20 protein-coding genes are annotated in these 20,940 nt (G+C 70.7%); 11 read left to right on the top strand and 9 right to left on the bottom strand.

Annotated features, from left to right (window positions below; genetic code table 11):
* Positions 1-80: 80 nt before the first annotated feature.
* The 8 genes from DW298_RS07295 to DW298_RS07260 form a co-directional block, all read right to left on the bottom strand.
* A complete protein-coding gene (locus DW298_RS07295; protein WP_136041786.1) occupies positions 81-1,010 on the bottom strand; it encodes a GNAT family N-acetyltransferase in 930 nt (309 codons plus the stop codon).
* A complete protein-coding gene (locus DW298_RS07290) occupies positions 1,007-1,966 on the bottom strand; it encodes a hypothetical protein (RefSeq protein WP_136041785.1) in 960 nt (319 codons plus the stop codon). Before DW298_RS07290 ends, DW298_RS07295 begins: the two co-directional genes overlap by 4 nt.
* The gene (locus DW298_RS07285) at positions 1,963-2,988 is read right to left on the bottom strand and encodes a hydroxyacid dehydrogenase (RefSeq protein ID WP_136041784.1); all 1,026 of its coding nucleotides are present in this window, start codon (positions 2,986-2,988) and stop codon (positions 1,963-1,965) included. The genes DW298_RS07290 and DW298_RS07285 overlap by 4 nt, the downstream gene beginning before the upstream one ends.
* Positions 2,985-4,070, bottom strand: coding sequence for a dihydrodipicolinate synthase family protein (locus DW298_RS07280; RefSeq protein WP_136041783.1), 1,086 nt, complete (start codon positions 4,068-4,070; stop codon positions 2,985-2,987). Before DW298_RS07280 ends, DW298_RS07285 begins: the two co-directional genes overlap by 4 nt.
* Positions 4,070-5,104 (bottom strand): epimerase, encoded by a 1,035-nt coding sequence (locus DW298_RS07275; RefSeq protein ID WP_136041782.1) that lies wholly within the window; start codon positions 5,102-5,104, stop codon positions 4,070-4,072. The genes DW298_RS07280 and DW298_RS07275 overlap by 1 nt, the downstream gene beginning before the upstream one ends.
* A 19-nt stretch (positions 5,105-5,123) precedes the next feature.
* Positions 5,124-6,041, bottom strand: coding sequence for a carbohydrate ABC transporter permease (locus tag DW298_RS07270; protein WP_136041781.1), 918 nt, complete (start codon positions 6,039-6,041; stop codon positions 5,124-5,126).
* On the bottom strand, positions 6,038-6,943 hold the full coding sequence (locus DW298_RS07265) for a sugar ABC transporter permease (protein ID WP_136041780.1): 906 nt from the start codon (positions 6,941-6,943) through the stop codon (positions 6,038-6,040). Before DW298_RS07265 ends, DW298_RS07270 begins: the two co-directional genes overlap by 4 nt.
* Positions 6,944-7,019: 76 nt before the next feature.
* Positions 7,020-8,261: a sugar ABC transporter substrate-binding protein gene (locus DW298_RS07260; protein WP_136041779.1), complete on the bottom strand. Its 1,242-nt coding sequence runs from the start codon at positions 8,259-8,261 to the stop codon at positions 7,020-7,022.
* Between the two features lie 189 nt (positions 8,262-8,450).
* On the opposite strand from DW298_RS07260, the gene DW298_RS07255 reads away from it, so the two are divergent.
* The 6 genes from DW298_RS07255 to DW298_RS07230 are packed head-to-tail and all read left to right on the top strand — an operon-like array spanning position 8,451 to position 14,480.
* Complete coding sequence (locus DW298_RS07255) at positions 8,451-9,635, top strand: ROK family protein (protein ID WP_136041778.1); 1,185 nt, start codon at positions 8,451-8,453, stop codon at positions 9,633-9,635.
* On the top strand, positions 9,632-10,657 hold the full coding sequence (locus DW298_RS07250; protein ID WP_136041777.1) for a Gfo/Idh/MocA family oxidoreductase: 1,026 nt from the start codon (positions 9,632-9,634) through the stop codon (positions 10,655-10,657). Before DW298_RS07255 ends, DW298_RS07250 begins: the two co-directional genes overlap by 4 nt.
* Positions 10,654-11,679 carry a Gfo/Idh/MocA family oxidoreductase gene (locus tag DW298_RS07245; RefSeq protein WP_136041776.1) on the top strand — a complete coding sequence of 342 codons (1,026 nt, stop codon included), beginning with the start codon at positions 10,654-10,656 and terminating at the stop codon, positions 11,677-11,679. The genes DW298_RS07250 and DW298_RS07245 overlap by 4 nt, the downstream gene beginning before the upstream one ends.
* Before the next feature lie 40 nt (positions 11,680-11,719).
* Positions 11,720-12,937 (top strand): aminotransferase class III-fold pyridoxal phosphate-dependent enzyme, encoded by a 1,218-nt coding sequence (locus DW298_RS07240; RefSeq protein ID WP_168429482.1) that lies wholly within the window; start codon positions 11,720-11,722, stop codon positions 12,935-12,937.
* Positions 12,934-13,683 (top strand): amidohydrolase family protein, encoded by a 750-nt coding sequence (locus tag DW298_RS07235; protein WP_136041774.1) that lies wholly within the window; start codon positions 12,934-12,936, stop codon positions 13,681-13,683. The genes DW298_RS07240 and DW298_RS07235 overlap by 4 nt, the downstream gene beginning before the upstream one ends.
* Positions 13,680-14,480 carry an amidohydrolase family protein gene (locus tag DW298_RS07230; protein ID WP_136041773.1) on the top strand — a complete coding sequence of 267 codons (801 nt, stop codon included), beginning with the start codon at positions 13,680-13,682 and terminating at the stop codon, positions 14,478-14,480. Before DW298_RS07235 ends, DW298_RS07230 begins: the two co-directional genes overlap by 4 nt.
* Positions 14,481-14,528: 48 nt before the next feature.
* Here DW298_RS07230 and DW298_RS07225 read toward each other — a convergent pair whose 3' ends face one another.
* Complete coding sequence (locus DW298_RS07225; RefSeq protein ID WP_136041772.1) at positions 14,529-14,804, bottom strand: hypothetical protein; 276 nt, start codon at positions 14,802-14,804, stop codon at positions 14,529-14,531.
* A gap of 430 nt (positions 14,805-15,234) precedes the next feature.
* On the opposite strand from DW298_RS07225, the gene DW298_RS07220 reads away from it, so the two are divergent.
* The 5 genes from DW298_RS07220 (at position 15,235) to DW298_RS07200 (ending at position 20,648) form a co-directional block, all read left to right on the top strand.
* Complete coding sequence (locus tag DW298_RS07220) at positions 15,235-16,029, top strand: SDR family oxidoreductase (RefSeq protein ID WP_136041771.1); 795 nt, start codon at positions 15,235-15,237, stop codon at positions 16,027-16,029.
* A gap of 151 nt (positions 16,030-16,180) precedes the next feature.
* A complete protein-coding gene (locus DW298_RS07215; protein ID WP_136041770.1) occupies positions 16,181-16,747 on the top strand; it encodes a SipW-dependent-type signal peptide-containing protein in 567 nt (188 codons plus the stop codon).
* Between the two features lie 15 nt (positions 16,748-16,762).
* Complete coding sequence (locus tag DW298_RS07210; RefSeq protein ID WP_136041769.1) at positions 16,763-17,386, top strand: SipW-dependent-type signal peptide-containing protein; 624 nt, start codon at positions 16,763-16,765, stop codon at positions 17,384-17,386.
* Positions 17,383-18,609 carry a hypothetical protein gene (locus DW298_RS19500; RefSeq protein WP_205820284.1) on the top strand — a complete coding sequence of 409 codons (1,227 nt, stop codon included), beginning with the start codon at positions 17,383-17,385 and terminating at the stop codon, positions 18,607-18,609. Before DW298_RS07210 ends, DW298_RS19500 begins: the two co-directional genes overlap by 4 nt.
* Complete coding sequence (locus DW298_RS07200; protein WP_136041768.1) at positions 18,606-20,648, top strand: hypothetical protein; 2,043 nt, start codon at positions 18,606-18,608, stop codon at positions 20,646-20,648. Before DW298_RS19500 ends, DW298_RS07200 begins: the two co-directional genes overlap by 4 nt.
* The last annotated feature ends 292 nt before the right edge of the window (positions 20,649-20,940 follow it).

Here is a 20,940-nt window from a genome sequence, read left to right as displayed (position 1 = left end):
CGGTCAGGCGTCCGGCCGTCCGGCCGAGCCGCATCATCCGATTGATCCCCAGTCCCCAGTGCCGTGCTCCGAGCGGATGCTCAGAAGTAGTCGCCCGCCGTGAAGTGGCGGATGCCGTGCAATCGAGCCGCGCGCCGAAGCGGGCGGATCATCCCGGTGCGGTCGTCCTGCCGCACGGCCTCGGGCGCGAAATCGCTCATCGCGAGGTCGTCTTCCGGCAGGGCGGGCACGGCGAGCTCGCACGAGGTCACCCCGGCCGCAGCCCAGTCCGCGGCGACCGCGGCGAGCAGCTCACCGCGCGCGACGGCGGCCTCCAGAAGCACCGCGCCCTCCAGGAGCACGCCGACCTCGCCACGGCGCTCGGCGATCGCGTAGCCGACCACCGTCGATCCCTCGACCCGCCGGTACAGGGTGGCGCCGCTCATCCGCACCTCCGCCATCGCCCAGTCGCGATCGCCGCGCACCGGGGCGAGCACGACCCTGCCGTCGCGCGAACGCTCGTAGATCTCGCGCAGCGGGCGGAGACTCCCGAGCCCGACGGTCTCCCGCTCGACGCGACCATCGGCCTCGACGGGACCGGGATCAGGAGCGGGAGCGCGCCAGGGTCCGGCCAGGGTGCGCGCCATCGAGAACGTCTCGAACCCGCTGGAGCGATACACCTCGGGGGTTCCGGTGAACAGCAGCGCCCAGTCGGCGTCGCGACCCGCCTGCAGCGTCGCGGCGACCAACTGACGTGCGAGCCCCTGACCCCGGGCCCGCTCGGCGACCGCGACGCTGCCGATGGCGTGCACCTCGGCGATCCCGCCGTCGGCTTCCCGCAGCCGCTTGGGCAGTCCGTAGATCGACCCGCACAGACCGTCGCCGTCTTCGGCCACCAGCGTGTGCGCGAGCCGCTCGTCGTCGACGAGCCACTGGTCGGGGGCGAGCGGCGGAGTGAACACTGTCGCCCACAGCGCGGCGAGTGCCTGCTGGTCGGCGGCGCGGGCCACACGGATCGTCGCCGCGCTCACGAGACACCTCGAGCGATCTCGGCGGCACGGACGGTGTTCGCCACGACGCCCCGTGCCTCGCTCCAGGGAGCCGCGGTCGCGCGCTGTGCCGCCGCGTCGAGCAGTGCACGGATCAGGCCGAGGAAACCCAGCGTCGCGTTCACGCCCTCACCATCGGCACCGTCATCGACACCGAGCGAGACGGATCGGATGCCGGCGGCCATCACCACGTCCACCGCGTACGCATCCGCGCCGGGCGCCCCGGTGACGAGCACCTGCACCGGCACCTCGCGATGCGCCCCGGGCACGCGCAGCAGACCGTCGACGCCGGCGGCATCCTCTGACGCAGTGGCGGATCCGCCGCTCGTGCGCGTCCAGCCGGACCTCGAGACGACGTCAGCTCCCGGCAGCAGCACGTCGACCATCTCCCAGGCGTGCACGCCGACCGTCACGGCGGTGCCCCCGCCACGCTGCGGGTCGTCCTGCCAGGAGCGGCCCGGCAACTGGAACGCCGCGTTGTCGTGCTGGGCGTGCACCCGGAGCGCGAGGACGTCGTCGACCGCGATCTCCCCGGCAAGAGAGGCGAGCGCAGGGGCGAAACGGAGGACGGAACTCGTGCCGACCGGCACCGAGGATGCTGCGAGCGCGCGGTCGACCTCATCGAGCTGGGCCGCCGTCGCCGCGATGACCTTGTTCACGAACACGGGAGCGCCCCCACCGCCGAGAACCTCCAGGAAAGGGACCGTCTCATCCGGCCGCGGTGTCGCGATCACGAAGTCGGGCTGCAGTGCGGCGAGGGCGCCGACAGAGTCCACCGCCGCACCGCCGAACCGTGCCGCGAAGTCGTCGGCCACCACCGCATCCGCATCGTGCACCCCGACGACCTCGGCGCCCAGCGCGCGGACGTTCGCGGCATCGGTGTACGGGTGCGAGTGCGCGAGTCCGGCGAAGGCCACCCGCAGCGCCGACCCGGTCATGCCATCGACGACAGCTGGTCGCGGGAGATGGTGTGCGCGAGCGGACGCCCCGCGGCGAAGGCCTCGACCTCGTCGACGACGATCCGCCCCTGACGCAGTCGTCCCTGGCTCGTGCCGGCCGCCCGGTGCGGAGTGACCAGCACTCCGGGCAGCGTGCGGAACGGGCTGTCGACGGCGAACGGCTCCTCGTCGAACACGTCGATCGCGGCGCTGAGCCGACCGCTGCGCACCTCCTCGATCAGCGCGGCCTCGTCGACCAGCCACGACCGTGCCGTGTTCACGAGCCCCGCGCCGTCGCGCATGAGCGCGAGCTCACGGCGGCCGATCAGGTGATGGGTCTCGGGCAGGGTCGGCGCGTGCACGGCGACGATCTGCGCGCGCTGCAGTGCCTCGTCGAGGGTGACCAGCTCGGCCCCGAGAACGGCAGCGGTCGCCGCATCGAGAGTCGGGTCGACCAGCAGCGGTTCGGCCCCGAGCGCACGGATCAGTTCGAGGTACGCGCGTCCGGTACGCGAGGCCCCGATCACGGCGATAGGCGTGCCGAGGATCTCGCGCTGCACGCCGACGGCATCCGCGTCGTACCAACCGTCGCCGCCGCGCAGGGCGTTGTGCATCTCGGGCACCCGGTGCAGCAGTGCGAGCGTGGACGTCAGCGACACCTCGGCGACCGGCCGCGCCATGCCCGCACCCGCCTGGGTCACGACGACACCGAGGTCGAACAGCGCATCCGTCGCGAAGGGCTTGATCGTGGCGCCGGTGTGCGCGATGAGCTCGAGCTTCGGCAGCGAGGCGAGCACCGCCGTGTCGAACGGGCCGACGCCCCAGCTCGTGATGACGATGCGCGCCTCGGTGAGTTCGGCATCGGCGAGTCGATCTACGCGGACGAACGATCCGCCGAGACGGTCCGCGACCGTCTGCAGCCGCCCCGCATCCTCCGCCGAGAAGAACTCCGCGAAGAGCTCCGCGGAGACGACCGCGACCACGGCCGGCGCACCCGTGCCCGAGCTCGTGTCAGCACTCATGCCAGCCAGGCCTCGAGGTTCTCGGCGATGAAGGCGTCGTCGTTCAGGTCGGGGTAGGCGTGGCGCACCCGTGCGATCTCCTCGGCCTGCCCCGGCGAGAGCCCTTCTGCGGGGTCGAGGCACCAGGTGCCGTCGAGCAGGCCCTGCTGGCGGAGCATCTCGTGCACGCCGGCGATCACCCCGTGGAAGTCGTTGCCCGGGTCGAACACGGCCTGGTTGACGTCGACCATGTCGGAGGCGACGAGCCCGAGTTCGCGGTAGGCCTCCGCGTCGCCGGCCATCGCCCGCTGGGCGCGTTCGAGCAGCGCGACGGCAGCACGCGTGCCGACCGCCCACTGCCCGAGCAGTCCGCCGACGAAGCGCAGCGTGCGCGGACCCGACGGCGACTCCACGTGGAACTCGGAGAGCAGGTCGGCGACGATCGCGTCGTCGTTGCCGGTGTAGAGCGCGATCTCGTCGGCGCGACCGGAGGCGGCGACGCCGCGCACCAGCTCCAGGGTGCGGTACCGGTCGAAGGGCGCGGCCTTGACGGCGACGACGGCCGGGATCGACGCGAACTCACGCCAGAAGTCGCGGTCGAGCACGGGTCCGCCGATCGCGGTCTGCAGGTAGAAGCCGACGAGCGGCAGCACCTCGCCGACGGCGCGGGCGCGTTCGAGCAGGGCACGCTCGTCGGCGCCCGCGACGCGGGGACTCACCAGCACGGCGTCGTAGCCCAGCGAGCGGGCCAGCTCCGCCTCGGCCACCGCCTGGGCGGTGTCGCCGGCCACTCCGGCGATGCGCACGAGGCTCGCGTCGCCGCGTGCGTCCATCTCCTCGGCTGCGAGCGCGAGCACCGGCTCGAACAGCGCGTGCTCCGGGTCGCGGATCTCGAACTGGGTCGTGTGCACGCCGACGGCGAGGCCCCCGGCACCGGCATCCAGGTAGTACCGGGAGAGCGCGCGCTGACGACGCTCGTCGAGCGCGCGGTCGGCGGTGAGCGCGAGCGGATGCGCCGGGATGACCGCTCCGCGCGCCAGCGTGGCGGCGGCCTCGGGGCGCAGCGACGGCACGGTCGCGGTGCGTGCGGCGGACTCCGTCATCAGAACTTCCCGTCCCGCACGGCCCACTTGGTCGGCTTGGCGATCATCGGCAGCTCCTTCTCGATCCAGTCGGCCTGCAGGCCGATCAGGGTCTCGGCGGAGACCGCCGGGTAGCCGAACAGCGCCATGCACCGGCGGGCGTCGCTGAGCAGCGCGGTCGGCTGCGGCTCGTCGACGATCTCGACCTCGCGGTCGAACAGCGTGCCGAAGCGGCGGGCGATCGACTCGACGCTCAGCAGCTCGGGACCGGTGAGGTTGATCGTGAAGGGGTCGGTCGAGGCATGCACGAGGCTGCGCAGCACGACCTCGTTCGCGTAGCCCTGCCAGATCACGTTGACGTTGGCGGTGGCGACCGAGACCGGCTGCCCCGCGTGCACGGCACTGCCGATGTCGGCGAGCACCCCGTAGCGCAGGTCGACGGCGTAGTTCAGGCGGATGATCGCGACCTTGGTGCCGCGCTCCTGGGCGCCGAACTCGAACACCCGCTCGCGCCCGAGGCACGACTGCGCGTACTCGCCGATCGGCGCCGGCTGCACCTCTTCGGATGCGCCGCCCGACGAGGCGGGCAGGAACGGGTAGATGTTGCCCGTGGAGAGCACCGAGATGGCGCTGTCGCGGTAGCGGCGGGCGACGCGGTCGGGCAGGGCGGCGTTGACCTCCCACGCCCAGGAGGCGTTGGTCGCGGCGCCGAACTTCGCGCCGACCATGAACACCACGTTCGGGGCATCCGGCAGCGACGCGAAGTCATCGTTCTCGATCAGGTCGAACGAGACGACCTTCACCCCCGCGGCTTCGAGGCGCTCGCGGATCGCGGCGTCGCCGAAGCGGGAGACGGCGTAGACCGCGTCGTCCTGGCGGCCGGCGGCATCCATCCCGCGGCGCGCGAGCATCGCCAGGGTCGGGCCCATCTTGCCGCCCGCACCGAGGATCACGAGGTCGCCCGCCCCGCGCGAGAGGTCGTCGATCAAGCCGGCGCTCGGGGTGGCGAGCGCCTCCTCGAGATCGGCTTCCGAGGTGAAACTGTGCTGAGTCATGTGGTGCTTTCCCTTCTTCTCAGCCCTTGATGCCCGTACCGGCCACGCCCTCCTGCACGTACCGCTGAGCGATGAGGTACGCGAGGAAGATGGGCAGCAGCGCCACGACGGATCCGGCGAGCATGGTGCTCAGCGGGACGTTCTGCTGCTGCAGCGACGAGATGCCGACGGTGAGTGTGAACATCGCGTTGGACTTCGCGATGATGAGCGGCCACAGGAAGTCGTTCCAGTGCCACAGGAAGACGAAGATGCCGAGGGTCGCGAGGATCGGCTTGCACAGCGGCAGCACGATCTGCAGGAAGATGCGGAACTCGCCGGCGCCGTCGATGCGGGCGGCCTCGAACAGCTCGTCGGGGAGACCCGAGATGAACTGCCGCATCAGGAACACGGCCTGCGCGTTGGCGAGCGACGGCAGGATCAGACCCCAGTACGTGTCGACGCCGCCGAGGTTGGCCATGAGGATGAACGTCGGGATGAGGGTGACGTGGAACGGGACCATGACCATCGCGAGGAACGACCAGAACATCACCTCCTTGCCGCGGAAGCGCTTCTTGGCGAAGGCGTACCCCGCGAGCGCCGAGAGGAACAGCACCGCGACGACCGAGACGAGCGAGTAGATGAGAGTGTTGCCGAGCCAGCCGAGGATGTTCTGTCCGGCGAGCACCTGCTCGTAGGCCTCGAACGAGATGTCCTGGAACGGCAGCAGCGAACCGGGGAGCTCGACGACCATGCCCGGCTTCAGGCTCAGCACGACCATCGCGTAGAAGGGGAAGAAGCTGAGGATGCCGGCCAGGCTCAGCCAGATCCATCGCCCGACGATCCCCCAACCGGTGGGCTGGAGTGCGCGGTACGCGCGGCGCTGCTTGGTCGACGGCTTCGGCGGCATCACCGGCGACTGCGTCGGCGGCTGGGTCGGCGGCTGCAACAGAGCGGTCATTTCTGCTTTCCGATCACCAGGCGCTGGATGAGCGCGACGACGAGGGTCATGATGAACAGGGCCACGCCGATGGCGGCCGCGTAGCCGTAGTCGAAGTAGCGGAAGCCCTGGTCGTACAGCATGTACACGAGCGAGTAGCTGGCGTTCGCGGGTCCGCCCTGGGTCATCACGTAGATGACGTCGAACACCTGGAACGCGGCGGTCGTCTCGATCACCGCGAGGAAGAAGAAGGTCGGACGCAGCACCGGGAGGATGACGTAGCGGAAGCGCTGCCAGGCGCCTGCTCCGTCCATCAGGGCCGCCTCTTCGAGCTCGCGCGGCACGTCCTGCAGCGCGGCGATGAGGATCATCATCCCGTAGCCGAATCGCGACCAGACGCCCACGACGACGATGGCCGGGATGACGAGCACGGTGCTGCCCAGCCAGGATCCGCCGAGACCCAGCGGGGTCATCAGCGCCGACCAGGGGCCGTTGGCGGAGAAGATCCAGACGAAGATCGACCCGGCCAGCACCAGCGAGGTGATGACGGGGAGGAAGAAGATCGAGCGGAAGAAGCGCGCACCCCGGAAGGCGCGGCGCACGCCGAGCGCCATCACGGTGGAGAGCACGAGCGCGATCGGCACCGCGAACACCGTGTAGATCAGCGTGGTGCCCATCGCCCGCCAGAACAGCGGGTCGGCGATCATGCGCTGGAAGTGATCGAGCCCGCGCCAGGAGATCTCGCCGGTGATGTCGTAGTCGAAGAAGCTCAAGGCGACGCCGACGATGCTGGGGCCGAAGCGGAAGGCGATGAAGAGGAGGAACGCAGGGAGCACGAACAGGAACGCGATGCGCGCCTCTCGCCGTGCGAGCACCCGTGCGACCCGCCCTGCGGGCCTCTTCGCCGTGGTTGCCGTCGTCATCAGTGATTCCTCACGTGGGGGAGTGAAGGGAACGGGGGCGTGCGGAGTTCGGGCTCTGCACGCCCCCGGATGCTGCTTACTTCTTGGTGAGCGGTGCTGCGGCGGTCGCGGCATCCTTCAGCGCGTCCTCCGGGGACTTGTCCCCGAGGAGGGCGGCCTGGATCTCGGGTGCGAGCACACCCATGAGCGCACGCGACGAGGCGTTGAGCTCGCCGACCGTGGTGTCGGGCACGTACTTCTCGACCTCGCCGAGCAGCGGGTCGTCCGCGTACAGCGGCTCGGTGGTGCTGAGCGCCGAGAAGAATCCGGCCGCCTTGAGGTACGGCTCGATGACGTCGGCGCCGGTCGCGTACTCCGCGAACTTCGCCGCGGCATCCTGTGCCTTGGAGCCCTTGAGCACCGAGAGCGAGCCGACCGTGCCGTAGGCCACGGTCTCCTTCTCGGTCAGCGGTGCGAGGACCTTGACGTTCTCCTCGCCCCAGAAGGGCAGGACCTCGGGGACCGCGTTGTTCCAGGTGCAGGCGACCTTGCCCTGAGCGACGGCCGTCTGCTCGAGCGGGACGTTGGTGGTGAGCGCCTCGGGGTCGAGCGCTCCGGCCTCGGCCAGGTCGGTAAGGAAGGTGAGCGCCTTCTCGCCTTCCTTGCTGTCGAAGCCGACGTCGCCGTCCTTCGTGTAGACCTCGCCACCGGCCTGCCACAGCAGCGGGTAATAGGTGAGGTTCAGGGTGTTCTCGGCGGATGCCGGGTAGTTGAGGGCGTACATGCCCTTCGCCGTGAACTTGGGGGCCATCTCGGCGATGTCGTCCCAGGTCTCGGGGTATTCGGTGACGCCGGCGGCCTCGAACGCGGCCGCGTTGCACAGAAGGGGCTGGGCGCTGGTGAGCAGCGGCGCTCCGAGGATGTCGCCGTCGAGGGTGACCGAGGTCTTCACGTTGGGCAGCAGGTCGTCCTGACGCTCCTCGCTCAGCAGGTCGTTGAGCGGCGCGATCGACTTCTGGTACGCCGCGAGCTGGTCGGGGATGAGGTAGACGACATCAGGGCCCTTGCCGGCCGCGATAGCCGTCTGCAGGGCCTCGTCGCGGTTGGCCCACGGGAAGATCTCGTAGTCGACGTTGATGTTCTCGTTCTTCTTCTCGAAGTCGGCGATCGTCGAGTCCCAGAAGTCCTTGTGCACCGCCTCGTCGGCGATGACCGGGTAGAGCCAGACCGTGATGTCCTGCTCACCCTCTGCGGTGTTGCCTCCGCCGGCCGAACATCCGGCCAACAGGGTGGCGGCCGCGACTCCCGCGGCGACGCCGATGAACTTGCTGACGCGCATGGTGCTCCTTTGCTTGAACCGTGCTGAGTACGGTTCATTATGACACTGGGATGGGATAATTCGTCAAGTACAAGTTCTCAGGCGCTTGTTTCAGGCGTGTTTCCCGTTCGAAAACAACAAAGCTTGATCTGAGAATTCGGTGTGCTAATTTGATCGCACCCGACGACGGAGAAGAAGAGGGGGCAGCACATGGCCGTGAACAGTCCGCGCTCGATCGTCGCGCGGTCGGCTCAGCAGCTGCGCGACACGGGCCCCGCGACCGTCAACGACCTCTCCCGCTCCCTCGAGATCTCGCGCACGTCGGTCGAGAATGCCGTGACCGCCCTGGGCGACTCCGGGCTGATCGTCGATGCTCCGGCGCAGAACGGCGGCGGAGCCGGCCGCCCTGCCCGCCGCTATTCGTTCCACGCCGCCGCCGGCACCGTCGTCGGCGTCGACATCGGCGTCGCCAGCGTGCGCGTCGTGCTGGCCGACCTCGCGGGAGCCGTGATCGTGCAGCGCAGCTACCCCGGCGTCGCCGAGCAGCCCGACGGCGCCTCCAAGCTCGCCGCGGTCATCGACGACGTGCGCCGTACCCTGTCCGACGTCGCGATCCCCGCGTCGAAGCTGCGCGCGGTCGGCGTCTCGCTCCCCGGCATCGTCGATGACACCGGGCGGGTGACCACCTCGGTCGTCATCCCCGAGTGGTCGGGCATCGACATCGGCTCGCAGCTGCGGCAGGCGTTCGGATGCCCCGTCGCGGTCGACAACGGCGTGCGCCTGGCCGCGGTCGCGGAACACCACCTCGGCGTCGCACAGCTCGTCGACGACGTCATCTACCTCTCGGTCGGCAACCGCATCGCGATGGGTCTCATCCTCGGCGGTCGCCCGCGGCGCGGCATCCACAACGCCGCCGGCGACATCGGTCGCCTCGCCTTCCGCGGACTCAACAGCGAGACCGGACAGATCTCGTGGCGCACCGCCCCGACCGCCGCCGAGGTCTTCGCTCTGGCGCGCGGCGGAGACGCCGCCGCCCAGCAGGAGCTCGACGGCTTCATCGACGAGCTCGCCCACGGCATCGCTACCCTGACGATGACGGTCGACCCGGCGATGATCGTCATCGGCGGCGGCCTTTCCGCCGCGCACGAGCAGCTGCTCGACCCGCTGCGGGCCGCGCTCCCCGGACACCTCGGCCTGCCGTTCCAGGTGCCGCTCGCCGAGGCCCGTCTGGGCGCCGAGGCCGCAGCGCACGGTGCGGTGGTGCATGCCTTCCAGCGGCACGCCGCCGAGATCTACGGCATCGACGACATGCCGGCCCCGCCGATCACCCCCCTGCCGGTTGAGTCGGCCACGTCCGAGAACACGACCGCCGAGAACACCGAGGAGAAGCAGTGAGCACGTTGAAGGTCGGACTCATCGGAGCCGGCGGCATCTCCCGCGTGCACGCCGACGCGTGGCGGGCGCTGGGCGCCGAGGGCTACGTCACCTCTCTCGCTGGCGCCGAGGAGATCGCCGAGGAGTACGGCTTCGCGCTCGTCCCCGACGTCGACGAGCTCATCGAGCTGGTCGACATCGTCGACATCGTGACCCCCAGCAGCACCCACGCCGACTTCGCGCTGCGGGCCATCCGGCGTGGGCGCGACGTCATCTGCGAGAAGCCGCTGGCCGCCACCGCCGAGGCCGCGGCGACGGTCGCTCGAGCCGCCGAGGATGCCGGTGTGCGACTTTTCCCCGCCCACGTCGTGCGGTACATGGGCGAGTACGCGCAGATCAAGGCCGGCATCGACGCCGGACGCATCGGCACACTCGCCGTGCAGCGGTTCAGCCGCGCCGGCTCCGCTCCCCAGACACCCTGGTTCTTCTCGGAGAGCACGGGCGGCGGGGTCATCCGCGATCTGATGATCCACGACATCGATCAGGCGGTCTGGTTCGCCGGCCCCGTCGCCACGGTCTTCGCGGTGCAGAACCCGCCGACCGTCGACGACCGGGTTCCCGCGCCCGTCACGGCGCACGTCGTACTGACGCACCGCAGCGGCGTGATCAGCCATCTGCACGCCAGCTGGGTCGCGCCGGGCATGCCGTTCCGCACGAGCGTCGAGGTCGCGGGATCCGAGGGGCGACTGCGCTACGACAGTGCCGAAGACGCCTCGCTGCGCACGGATGCCGTGCTCGATGCCGGAGCCACCGACTACCTGCCGCCGATGTCGCCGGAAGAGAGCCCGTACTACGCCGAGATCGCCGACTTCGTGGCCGCGCTGCGCGAAGGCCGCGACGCCAGGGTCAGCCCGGCCGACGGCATCGAAGCCGTCGCGGTCGCCGAGGCCGCCTACGCCTCGATCGCCGCCGGCGCCCCCGTCGCGCTGCCCTTCGTGGCCCCCGCCCCCGACCGCTCCGAGGCCGAGGAGGCCGTCCGATGACCGCCCCCAAGCCGCTGCGCATCGCCGTGCTGTCGTTCGCGCACACCCACGCCCTGAGCTACGTGCATGCCCTGAAGCAGATGCCCGGCATCGAGCTGATCGCCACCGACCCCGACGGCGCCACGGCGCCCGACGACGCCCCCCGCGGTGCCGCACTGGCCGCCGAGCTGAACGTCGCGTATGTCGACACATACGACGAGGCCTTCGCCTGGAAGCCGGATGCCGTCGTGATCGCCGCCGAGAACTCCCGGCACCGTGCCCTCGTCGAGCGCGCGGCCGCCGCGGGGGTGCACGTGCTGTGCGAGAAGCCGCTGGCCACGACCGTCGACGACGCGATCGCGATGCGCGAGGCCTGCGAGAAGGCCGGCGTGATCCTGATGGTCGCGTACCCGGTGCGCTTCGCCCCGGGCGTGCGCGACGCGATCGCCGAGCTGCGCAGCGGCCGGCTCGGCAAGGTCCTCGGCGTCACCGGCATCAACAATGGCAAGCTCCCGCAGGATCGGGCCTGGTTCACCGACCCCGAGCTGGCGGGCGGTGGCGCACTCGTCGACCACGTCGTGCACTGCGCCGACCTGCTCGATGAACTGCTGGGTGAGCGGGCGCAGTCCGTGCGGGCGGTGTCGAACAGCATCCTGCACGCGCAGCGCGAGCTCGCGGTCGAGACCGGCGGACTCGTCACCATCCAGTACCCGAGCGGTGTGATCGCCACGATCGACTGCTCCTGGAGCTGGCCGATGAGCTCGGCGACCTGGGGCGGCCTCACGCTGCAGGTCGTGGCCGAGCGCGGCACCGTCACGGTCAGCCCCTTCGCGAAGGGCGTGGCCGGCCACGATGCGCTCGGCGAGACGTGGAGTCCCGTCGGGGCCGACCTCGATGCGCTGCTGCTCGACGAGTTCGTCCGCGCCCTGCGCGAGGGACGGCAGCCGCAGCCCGATGCCGGTGTCGGCATCCGCACGGTCGAGATCGCGAAGGCCGCCCAGCTCTCCGCCGCCCGCGCCGGCGAGGTCGTCACTCTCGCCTAGACACCACACCCGCAGGATCCGAACGGCAGAGAGGCCAGGCATGCACACCGCGCACACCACCACCGGATGGCGGCAGCGCGCGTTGGCCGTGATCCCGGTCGGGTCGAGCACCAACTCCAAGGCGCCGACGCTGCTGCCGGAGGAGCCCGAGGTCATCGTCCGCGGACGCGGATGCCGGGTGTGGGACGACCGCGGCCGCGAGTTCATCGACTACCGCTGCGCTCTCGGGCCCGTGACCCTCGGGTATGCGGATCCGACGGTCGACGCCGCGATCCGCGCCCAGCTCGACGACGGCATCCTGTTCGGCCACCCGCATCCGCTCGAGACGACCACGGCCGAACTGTTCTGCTCCCTCGTGCCCGGCGCCGAGGCCGCGCGCTTCCTGAAGACCGGCGGCGAAGCGCTGGCCGCGATCATCCGCATCGCTCGTGCGCACACCGGTCGCGACCGTGTCGTGCAGATCGGCTACAACGGCTGGCTCAACTCGCTCGCCGCGGGCGCCCGCGTGCTGCCCGGTGCGACGACGGATGCTGTGCCCGGCGTGCCGGCCGCCCTCGCTGCGCTGCACCACGCGGTGGACTGGGAAGATCGCGCCACCCTGGACCGCCTGTTCCTCACCCGCGGTTCGGAGATCGCGGTCATCCTCGTCGCCGCCGACTACCCCGACATCCCCGAGGCGGCCGGCTTCTACCGCTACCTGCGCGACCTCGCCGACCGGCACGGCGCCCTGGTGGCCTACGACGAGATGGTCACCGGCTTCCGGGTGGCGCTCGGCGGCATGGCCGAGGCGACCGGTGTCCTCCCCGACCTGTCGGTGTTCGGCAAGGGCATCGCGAACGGGATGCCCCTCGCGGTCTACTGCGGGCGCCGGGAGGTGCTCGGCGTGCTCGACCGCGGCGAGGTGGTCGTGACCTCGACCTACGGCGGCGAGACCCTGTCGCTCGCAGCCGCCACCGCCACGATGACCGCCATCCGCGACCGCGACGTGATCGCGCGACTGCTCGCCTCCGGTGCCCGACTGCAGAACGGCATGAACTCGGTGTTCGCTGAGGCCGGCTCCGACATCCGACTCGTCGGGCACCCGGCGTGCCCGCAGCTCGTCGGCGCCGACGCCCAGATCCAGGCGTTCCTGCGGGCGGCCTTCCGCCACGGGCTCTCCTTCTATCGGGTCGTGTACGTCAATGCCGCACACACCGAGGCCGACATCGACGAGACGCTGCGCCGGGCCGCGGTCGCCGTCAGTGAGGCGATGGCATGACCGGCATCGACGCCCACACGCACCTCGACGAGGGCCGTTTCGATCCTGCGGTGTTCGACGCCGGCGACCGCCTCGGCATCGAGCTGTTCCTGTGCAGCAACCTCGGAGGCTTCCAAGCCCACCCGAGCCTCGACGAGGTGCGCGAGATGAACACCGTGCTGGCCGGCGAACTCCGCCGATACCCCGACCGGCTGCGCGGCTACTGCTACGTCAATCCGCGGTTCGGTCGCGACAGCCTCGACGATCTGCGCCGCAACATCGAGGACCGGGGCATGATCGGCATCAAGCTCTGGATCGCGACGCTGGCCGACGATCCGCTCAGCGACCCGATCCTCGAGTACGCCGCCGAGCACCGCCTGATCGTGCTCGCCCATGCGTGGCGCAAGACCGTCGACCGCTTCCCCTACGAGTCCACGGCCGAGCACATCGCGGCCGCCGCCCGCCGCCACCCCGACGTGCGCTTCCTGATGGCGCATCTGGGAGGTCAGCCCGAGTCGGCGGTGAACACGGTGCGCTCGTGCGCCAACGTGGCGGTCGACACCTCGGGCACGATCATCGGTGCCGGCGAGGTGGCGCTGGCCGTCGAGCGGCTCGGCCCTAATAGGGTGGTCTTCGGCTCCGACCTGCCCCACATCGACCTCGCGGCCAACGTCGGCAAGGTGCTCGGCGCGGGGCTCGACCCCGAGGCGGAAGAGCGGGTCTTCGGCGCCACGGTGGCCCGCTGGCTCGCGGAGGTCGCGGCATGACCGTGCAGGCCCGACGGATGCTTCGCGCGTTCGCCGACCTCGGCGCCACCGACACCACGTGCTTCCTCGGGCAGTGGCCGTACCGGCTCTCCGCCGCCGCGGATGCTGACGCCCTGCGCGCCCACGCCGACCGCCTCGGCCTGCACTCGGTCTGGGTCTCGCATCTGGCATCGCTCTTCGGCTTCGACACGCGCACCGGCAACGAGGCCGCGCTCGCGGCGTGTGCCGACGACCCGCTGTTCCGGGTGTTCGCGACCATCGATCCGCGTGACCCGACGTGGCGCGAGGAGCTCGACGATGCCGTGGCCGCCGGTGCGCGCGGCGTGCGCGTCGCTCCCGGTTTCCACCGATACGAGGTCTCTGCCGTGCGCCCCGTGCTCGAGGTGTGCGCCGACCGCGGGTTGCCCCTGCAGCTGATCGCCCGGCTCGACGATGCCCGGGTGCGGCATCCGCTCTCCCCCGCCGTCGACCTCGAGCTGCACCGGATCGCCGACCTCGTGCGCGAGAGCCCCGCTCATCCACTGCTGCTGAGCGGGCTGAACCGCGCGGACTGGATCACGCTGAACCGGCACCTCGGTGACGCTGCGCCCGAATGGCTGCGGCTCGACCTGTGGCACGTCAACGGCCCCACGGCTGTCGCCGACGGCCTCGGTGGCGACCCGGAGCGCTGGATGTTCGGCAGCGCCTTCCCCGTGCAGGCCCCGGAGGCCACGGCGCTGCAGCTCGCGGCCTCTGCGCTTTCACCCTCCGCGCTGCGAGCGATCACGTCCGATAACGCGACCGCCCTCCTCGCCTGACGCCACATCCCCGGAGACGCCGCTTCCGGCGCGACCCGGGCGCCGGCTTCAGCGTGATCCGTACAGCGGGCGGGAGGCGTCCGCGAGCGGTTCGGCCTCCGCTGCGATCAGATCGAGCTGCGTCCGCAGTGCCGCGTGCCAACTGCTCCCGGCGGCCAGGACAGCCGCGAAGACCCCGGCCGCGGCCGTCATGGTCACGGGCGAATCGATGGCCGCACCGTAGGCGAACCACGCGACGATCAAGATCATGGCGCTCGCGGCGCCGCCGACGAGCCATCGCAGTCCGAGTCGGAGCCGTGTCGCCCGATCCGTTTCGTCGTCCATGGAGACGCCTCGCAATCCATTCCTCGCACCTGCCCGGCAGAGTTGAGTGAAATGTTACACGTTGCCGAACGAGAGGCCGACGAAACGCCGCGTCAGGATCGGGTGGACGACACATCCCCCCGACGTGGACCCTCGGGTTCCACGTCGGGGGGCGCTGCCCGGTGCGGGAGGGGGAGGCGCACCGAGAATAGGCGGCTCTCGCCGCGGCCAGTGACGCGCGGCAGCGAAGGGATCGCGGCCCACGTCTGCGCTCGGACAGCTTCCCCAGTCCGCTCCGAGCAACGACACATCCATCCTATACGACATTTGACCAGCTAACGTTTTACTTTCGTCCACACTCGTTTCCCCCGCGAATGCCGGACGCCTCGGGCATGAAATCGCTGCGACCACCGTTGCACCAGCTGGCAGCATCCATCACGGAGGGAACACCATGCGCATCGATCTCACGGGCAGGACCGCACTCGTCACCGGCTCCACGCAGGGCATCGGGCGGGCGATCGCCGCGGCACTCGCCGACGCGGGCGCACGCGTGGCGGTCAACGGCCGCAAGCCCGAAACGGTCGCCTCCGTCATCACCGAGCTGCAGCAGGAGAATTCTGCACGGGATCTCGTCGCCGCAGCGGGAGACGTCACCGACCAGGCAGGAGCGGATGCGGTGCTGGCCGCGACCGGCGATGTCGACATCCTCGTCAACAACCTGGGGATCTTCGGCGCGACGCCCGCACTCGACATCACCGACGACGAGTGGCGGCGATACTTCGACGTCAACGTCCTGGCCGCGGTCCGCCTCATCCGCGCGACGCTGCCGGGCATGACCGAGCGCGGCTGGGGCCGGGTACTCGACATCGCCAGCGACTCGGCCGTGGTGATCCCCGCCGAGATGATCCACTACGGAATGTCGAAGACGGCCCTTCTCGCGGTGTCCCGCGGCTTCGCCAAGGAGGCGGCGGGCACGGGGGTCACCGTCAACTCGGTGCTGGCCGGCCCGACCCACACCGGCGGCGTCGAGGACTTCGTGTACGAGCTGGTCGACCCGACGCTGCCGTGGGACGAGGCGCAGCGCGAGTTCATGCGCCTGCACCGCCCGCAGTCGCTGCTGCAGCGGCTGATCGAGCCCGAGGAGATCGCGAACATGGTCGTCTACCTGGCATCTCCTCTCGCTTCCGCGACGACCGGCGCCGCCGTGCGGGTCGACGGCGGCTACATCGACTCGATCGTTCCCTGAGACGCATGCCGGGAGCGCGAGCTCGCCTCCGGTGATCGCCCGTCGGTGGCGGGGGTACTAATCGGGCGCCGCCCCGCACGAACGACCCCTTATGCGGGCTCCCGCCGATGGCTATGCTTCACGCGGGGGAGCAGGATGACCAGGAGGAATCATGGTTCGCACTGCTTTGACGGGATCGGAGCGCTCTGCTCAGACCCGAAGGAAGATCTTCGCCGTCCTCGCCGGTGGGCTCGTCGTCGGCGTGGGTTCCGCGCTGACACTCGCCGCGTGGAATGACTCGGAGTTCGCGACGAGCGACTTCGCGGCAGGAACATTCGAATTCCAAGGCTCGACCGATGGCGCCACGTGGGCGGATCATGCGGTGGAGGGCGACGCGGCCACACTGACGTTCAGCACGGGCTTCGACAACCTCTCACCGGATGACGTCGTCTACGCGCCCTTCGCGCTCCAGCTGACTGCGGCGAGCACGTCGCCGGCCGGACTGACGGCCGTGGCGCCGGTGGTGACCGGAGATCTCGCCGGCCAGCTGACCTTCGGCGCGGTTTCGACGGCGGCCTTCGGCTGTGACGCCGCGGCCTTCGCCGCCGGCACCGCTGTCCCCGCCACCATGGATCCGGGCGACATCGTGTACCTGTGCCTGCAGGTCACGGCGGGCGCGGCGATCGCTCAGGGTGACACCGGCACCGCGCTCTGGCAGTGGGACGCGGTCTCCCAGTAACCGGACGACCGGATCGTGGCTCGGCGCACGCGCGACCGAGGCCGGACAGCGCTCACGCGTGTCCAGGCCCTGCTCGCCTGCGCCTTGCTCCTGGGCGTCGGCTCGGCCGGCACCCTCGCATCCTGGTCCGACAGTGAGATCGCTCGGTCGCCGTTCGCTGCGGGGAGCTTCGCCCTGGCATCCCGCACCGACGATGGCGCGTTCGCGACGCATCCCGAGGCCGATCCCGCTGCGCTGAGCTGGACGCTCGCACCTCTCTACCCGGGTGACAGTGCGGCGGCGTGGGTGCAGGTGCAGGGCACGGGGTCGGTGGATGGAAGCGTCAGCCTGAGCGGCGTCGCGCTCTCGGTGGACCCGGCCGCCGGCAGTCCCGAGGCGGCGCTGCGGGACGCGCTGCTCGTGCGCGCCTCGGTGACGTCGTCGACGGATCCGACCCCACCCGAGTGCACCGCGAGCACTCCGGGAGTCGAGGTCACCGGTCTCACGCAGATCCCGGTTCTTCCGGCCCAGCAGGTCGCAGCCGCCGGCGGCTCCACGGTGACGTACTGCATCGTCCTGACCCTGCCGATCGATGCGCCGGCGATCACGCAGGGTGTCGCCCTCACTCCCACCTGGGTCATCACGGGGAGCACGGGATGACCTCCTTCGCACGCGGTGCCGCCCGGACGAGCCGCCTCGTCCGGGACGTGGTGCTCGCCATGGCCGCGATCGGCGGGGCCGCATGCATCGTGTTCGCCGTCCTGGCGTTCACGGGTGGCTACTCGCTGATGATGTTCAAGACCGGTTCCATGTCGCCCACGATCCCCGCGGGTTCGGTCGCGCTGGTCCAGCGGGTCCCCGCATCCGACATCGTCGTCGGCGACGTGGTCACGGTCGACCGCGCGGGCACACTGCCCATCACCCACCGGGTCACGAGCGTCCGCGATGGCGCGGGGCCGGCCGAACGCGTGCTGACGATGCGCGGCGACGCCAACCCGGTGGACGACCCGACGAGCTACACGATCACCGAGGCGCGGATCGTGCGCGGATCGGTGCCGAATCTCGCGCCCGTGATCGCGCAGTTCGGCAACCCCTGGGTGCTCGGCTCGCTCACCCTCGGCACCGCGTTCCTCGTCGCGTGGGCGTTCTGGCCGCGGCGGGAGACGACACGGCCCGACGACGATGATGCGCCACCCGGCCCGATGCCCCCGCCGGAGGAGACCGCGACGCAGGTCTCCGCGGGTCGGGGCGCGCTGGCGACCGTGCTCATCGTCACGGCGTCCGCCATGGGCGCCACACTCACTCCTTCGTCGGCCGATGCCGCGACGACGTCCGACTACCTCGTCGTCCGCTCCGACCTCGCCGGCGCCGGCGTCCAGGGGCTGGACCCGCTCGACCCCCTCCTCTGGCACCTCGATGTGGATGCGTCGGCGGCGCCTCCGGACGGGGAACTGGCGCTCGCCCTCTCGTCGACGGGCGATGCGCGGTTCGGGCTGCGGGCCGAGGTGCGCGCCTGCGCCGAACCATGGCTATCCGACGGGACGTGCGCTTCCGGTGAGCGGGTGCTCCGCCCCGAAGGACCCCTGCTTCCCGACGGCCTGTGGCAGCCACTCGACACGGCCACGACGCCGGCGGTGGTCCACGTGCAGGTCGCTCTCACCGCGCAACCCGAGACGCCCGAGGCCGCCGCGGCCGGAGCATCCGTCACAGTGCGAGCGACCGCCGCCGGAGACACCGTCGACACCGGCATCGACGGTGAGTCGGAGCTTCCGCCGACCGGTGGCTCCGGCTTCGTGATGCTGGCCGCCCCCGCTGCGGTGCTCGTCGGAATCGGGATCGCCCTGCTCGCCCGCCGCCGCACGGTCCCGGGGAGGACGGAATGAAGGCGCTCCGTCGACTCCTCGTCCTGCTCACCGCGGCCTGTCTCGCCGCGCTGACGGTCTCCGTCGCTCCCGCGGGCGTCGGCGGTGATGCCCTCCTCAGCACGACGGAGGCCGCGTGGCTCGACGCCCAATACGCCGAGGGACCGGTCGAGGCGGGCACGCTCGACATTCCCACGATCACGGCCTGCACGACGGAGAACGAGGGGACGAACGGGGCGATGAGCGGCGTCACCATCGTGTGGACCTCCGAGCTCGACGATCCCGCACGGATGCTGGCGACATTCGCAGTCGGCGCGGGGGCGAGCTTCGAGGCTCCCACCGATCGCATCCAGGTGACGGGGCCGGCCGCCGGGCTGTACACCTACACGGTCACGGTGACCGCAACAGAACTCGAAGGGGCGCTGGGGCCGCTCGCGGGGGCGAGCGTGGGGGTCGCGGTGTCGACGCGGGCGGGCACCGAGTGGCGATCGGCGCCCGCGTCGCGGACCGTGGCCGTCGGCACCCTCGACGGAGGGCGAGGCTCGGCGACCTGCGATCTCGGACACACGCTCACCCTGACGGGCCTGATCGCCACGACGCCGCCGATCTCCCGCGTCATCCCGGTCGGCACCTCGGCCACGTCGTCGCTGCCCCCATCGTTGCAGGACCGTCGACGCACGCCGATCTACACCGTGACCGTCCGCGACATCACCACCAACGCCCTCGTGCCGAACACCGCGGTGACGATCGTGCTCCCCGACGGCCTCGCGTTCGAGTCGGGCCCGTTCGCAGATCTCAGCGAAGGCACCTTCACCACGAGCGCCACCGGGACGGTGGAGTTCCGCGTGGTCGGCAACCGCTCGGAACCCGCGCAGGGCCCGGTGCGGGTGGAGTCCCCGCGAGCCTTCACGATCCTGTCGGCCCAGCCGGTCACCTCGGTGCCGCTCGTGGCGTGGGGCTACGCGGCGCAGGGGCAGACCGGCTCGGATGACCTGAGCGTGGCGCGCACCAGCGCCGTGCCCCTGTGGGACAACCTCTCCATCACCGGGGCCACGGCGATCGGCTCCAGCTATTCGACACTGCTCTACTCCGACCAGAACGGAAACCTGTGGGGGCGTGGCTACAACGCCTCCGGCATCATCGGCGACGGCACCACCACGAGTCGGTCGACCGTCGTCGCGGCACTCACCGGACCGGGCACCCAGCTCGGCGGCATCACCTACATCGGCACCGGCACCGACCAGCTCTCCTCCACCGCCGTCGACGCGTCGGGCGGAGTCTGGGCCACGGGCGACAACGAGCTCAGCGGCTTCGGCACGGGCTACACGAACACCCGTTACTGGCAGCGCGTGAGCGACAACTACACGATGCCGTCCGGCGCCCTCTCCGCGGAGGTCAACCCCTACGGAGCGGTCCTCATGGTGCTGGAGAACGGGCAGGCCATGGTCGCCGGCGCCGACAGCTACGGATACTCCGCGCAGGGGAGCGCGGTCAGCGCCGCGGCCGGCTCGACGGGGCTGGTCATGCTCACCGCGCCGAGCACGCCGATCACGGGGGTCGTCTCCGGGGGGATCGGCTGGCATTCGTCGGCCGTGGTCACCGAAGACGGCCGACTGTTCACCGCGGGCACGGCGGCGTACGGCGGCAGCGGCACGTTCTACCTCGTGGAGAAAGCGCTGCCTGCGGGCAAGACCGCCGCGAAGGTCATCGTCCGGCAGTATCGGATGCTCGTCATCATGACCGACGGCTCGGTCTACGCCCTCGGCGCGAACACCAGCAGCTCACAGGGCATCGGCAGCTCCGCTACGCCGGGCACGACGTTGACCGCGGTGGCGATGCCCGCCGGCAGCGTGGTCACCGACGTCGCCATGGCCAACGACACGACCCTGTTCCTCCTCAACACGGGCGCTGTCTACTTCGCGGGGCTGAACGACACCGGTGGCGCCGGAGTCGGCAACACCGCAGGGACCTTCAGCACCCCCGTCCGCGTGCCCCTCGCTCATACGGCGACGAAGATCGCCGCCTCCTGGTACGACACCTATCTGACGGTTCTCGGATGACCGTGCCACCAGCCCGCGCCCGAGCCGCAGGCCATCGCCCGTACACCTCCTCCCAGGCGGCAGGAGTATGCTGACCCCTTGGGTCGCTCGGCCCGCAGAGTCCCGAAAGGCGGTGATGGCGATGTCCGGTGATAGTTACGACGCCGCCCTCGCTGCGTCGAGACTCCCTGCACTGATGCGTTGACCTTTCCGGTCCGCTCTCGCACGTCCTTCCCGCAGCCGTCGGCGGCGTCATCCGCCCCCTGACGAATCCGCGCACGGAGCTCTCCGCTGCCGTGCACCTGCGAGAACG

This window comes from Microbacterium sp. A20, assembly GCF_004794515.1.
GTDB lineage: Bacteria > Actinomycetota > Actinomycetes > Actinomycetales > Microbacteriaceae > Microbacterium.
Note: the sequence above shows the minus strand (reverse complement) of the source record. Positions and strands in the feature narration are given on the sequence as shown.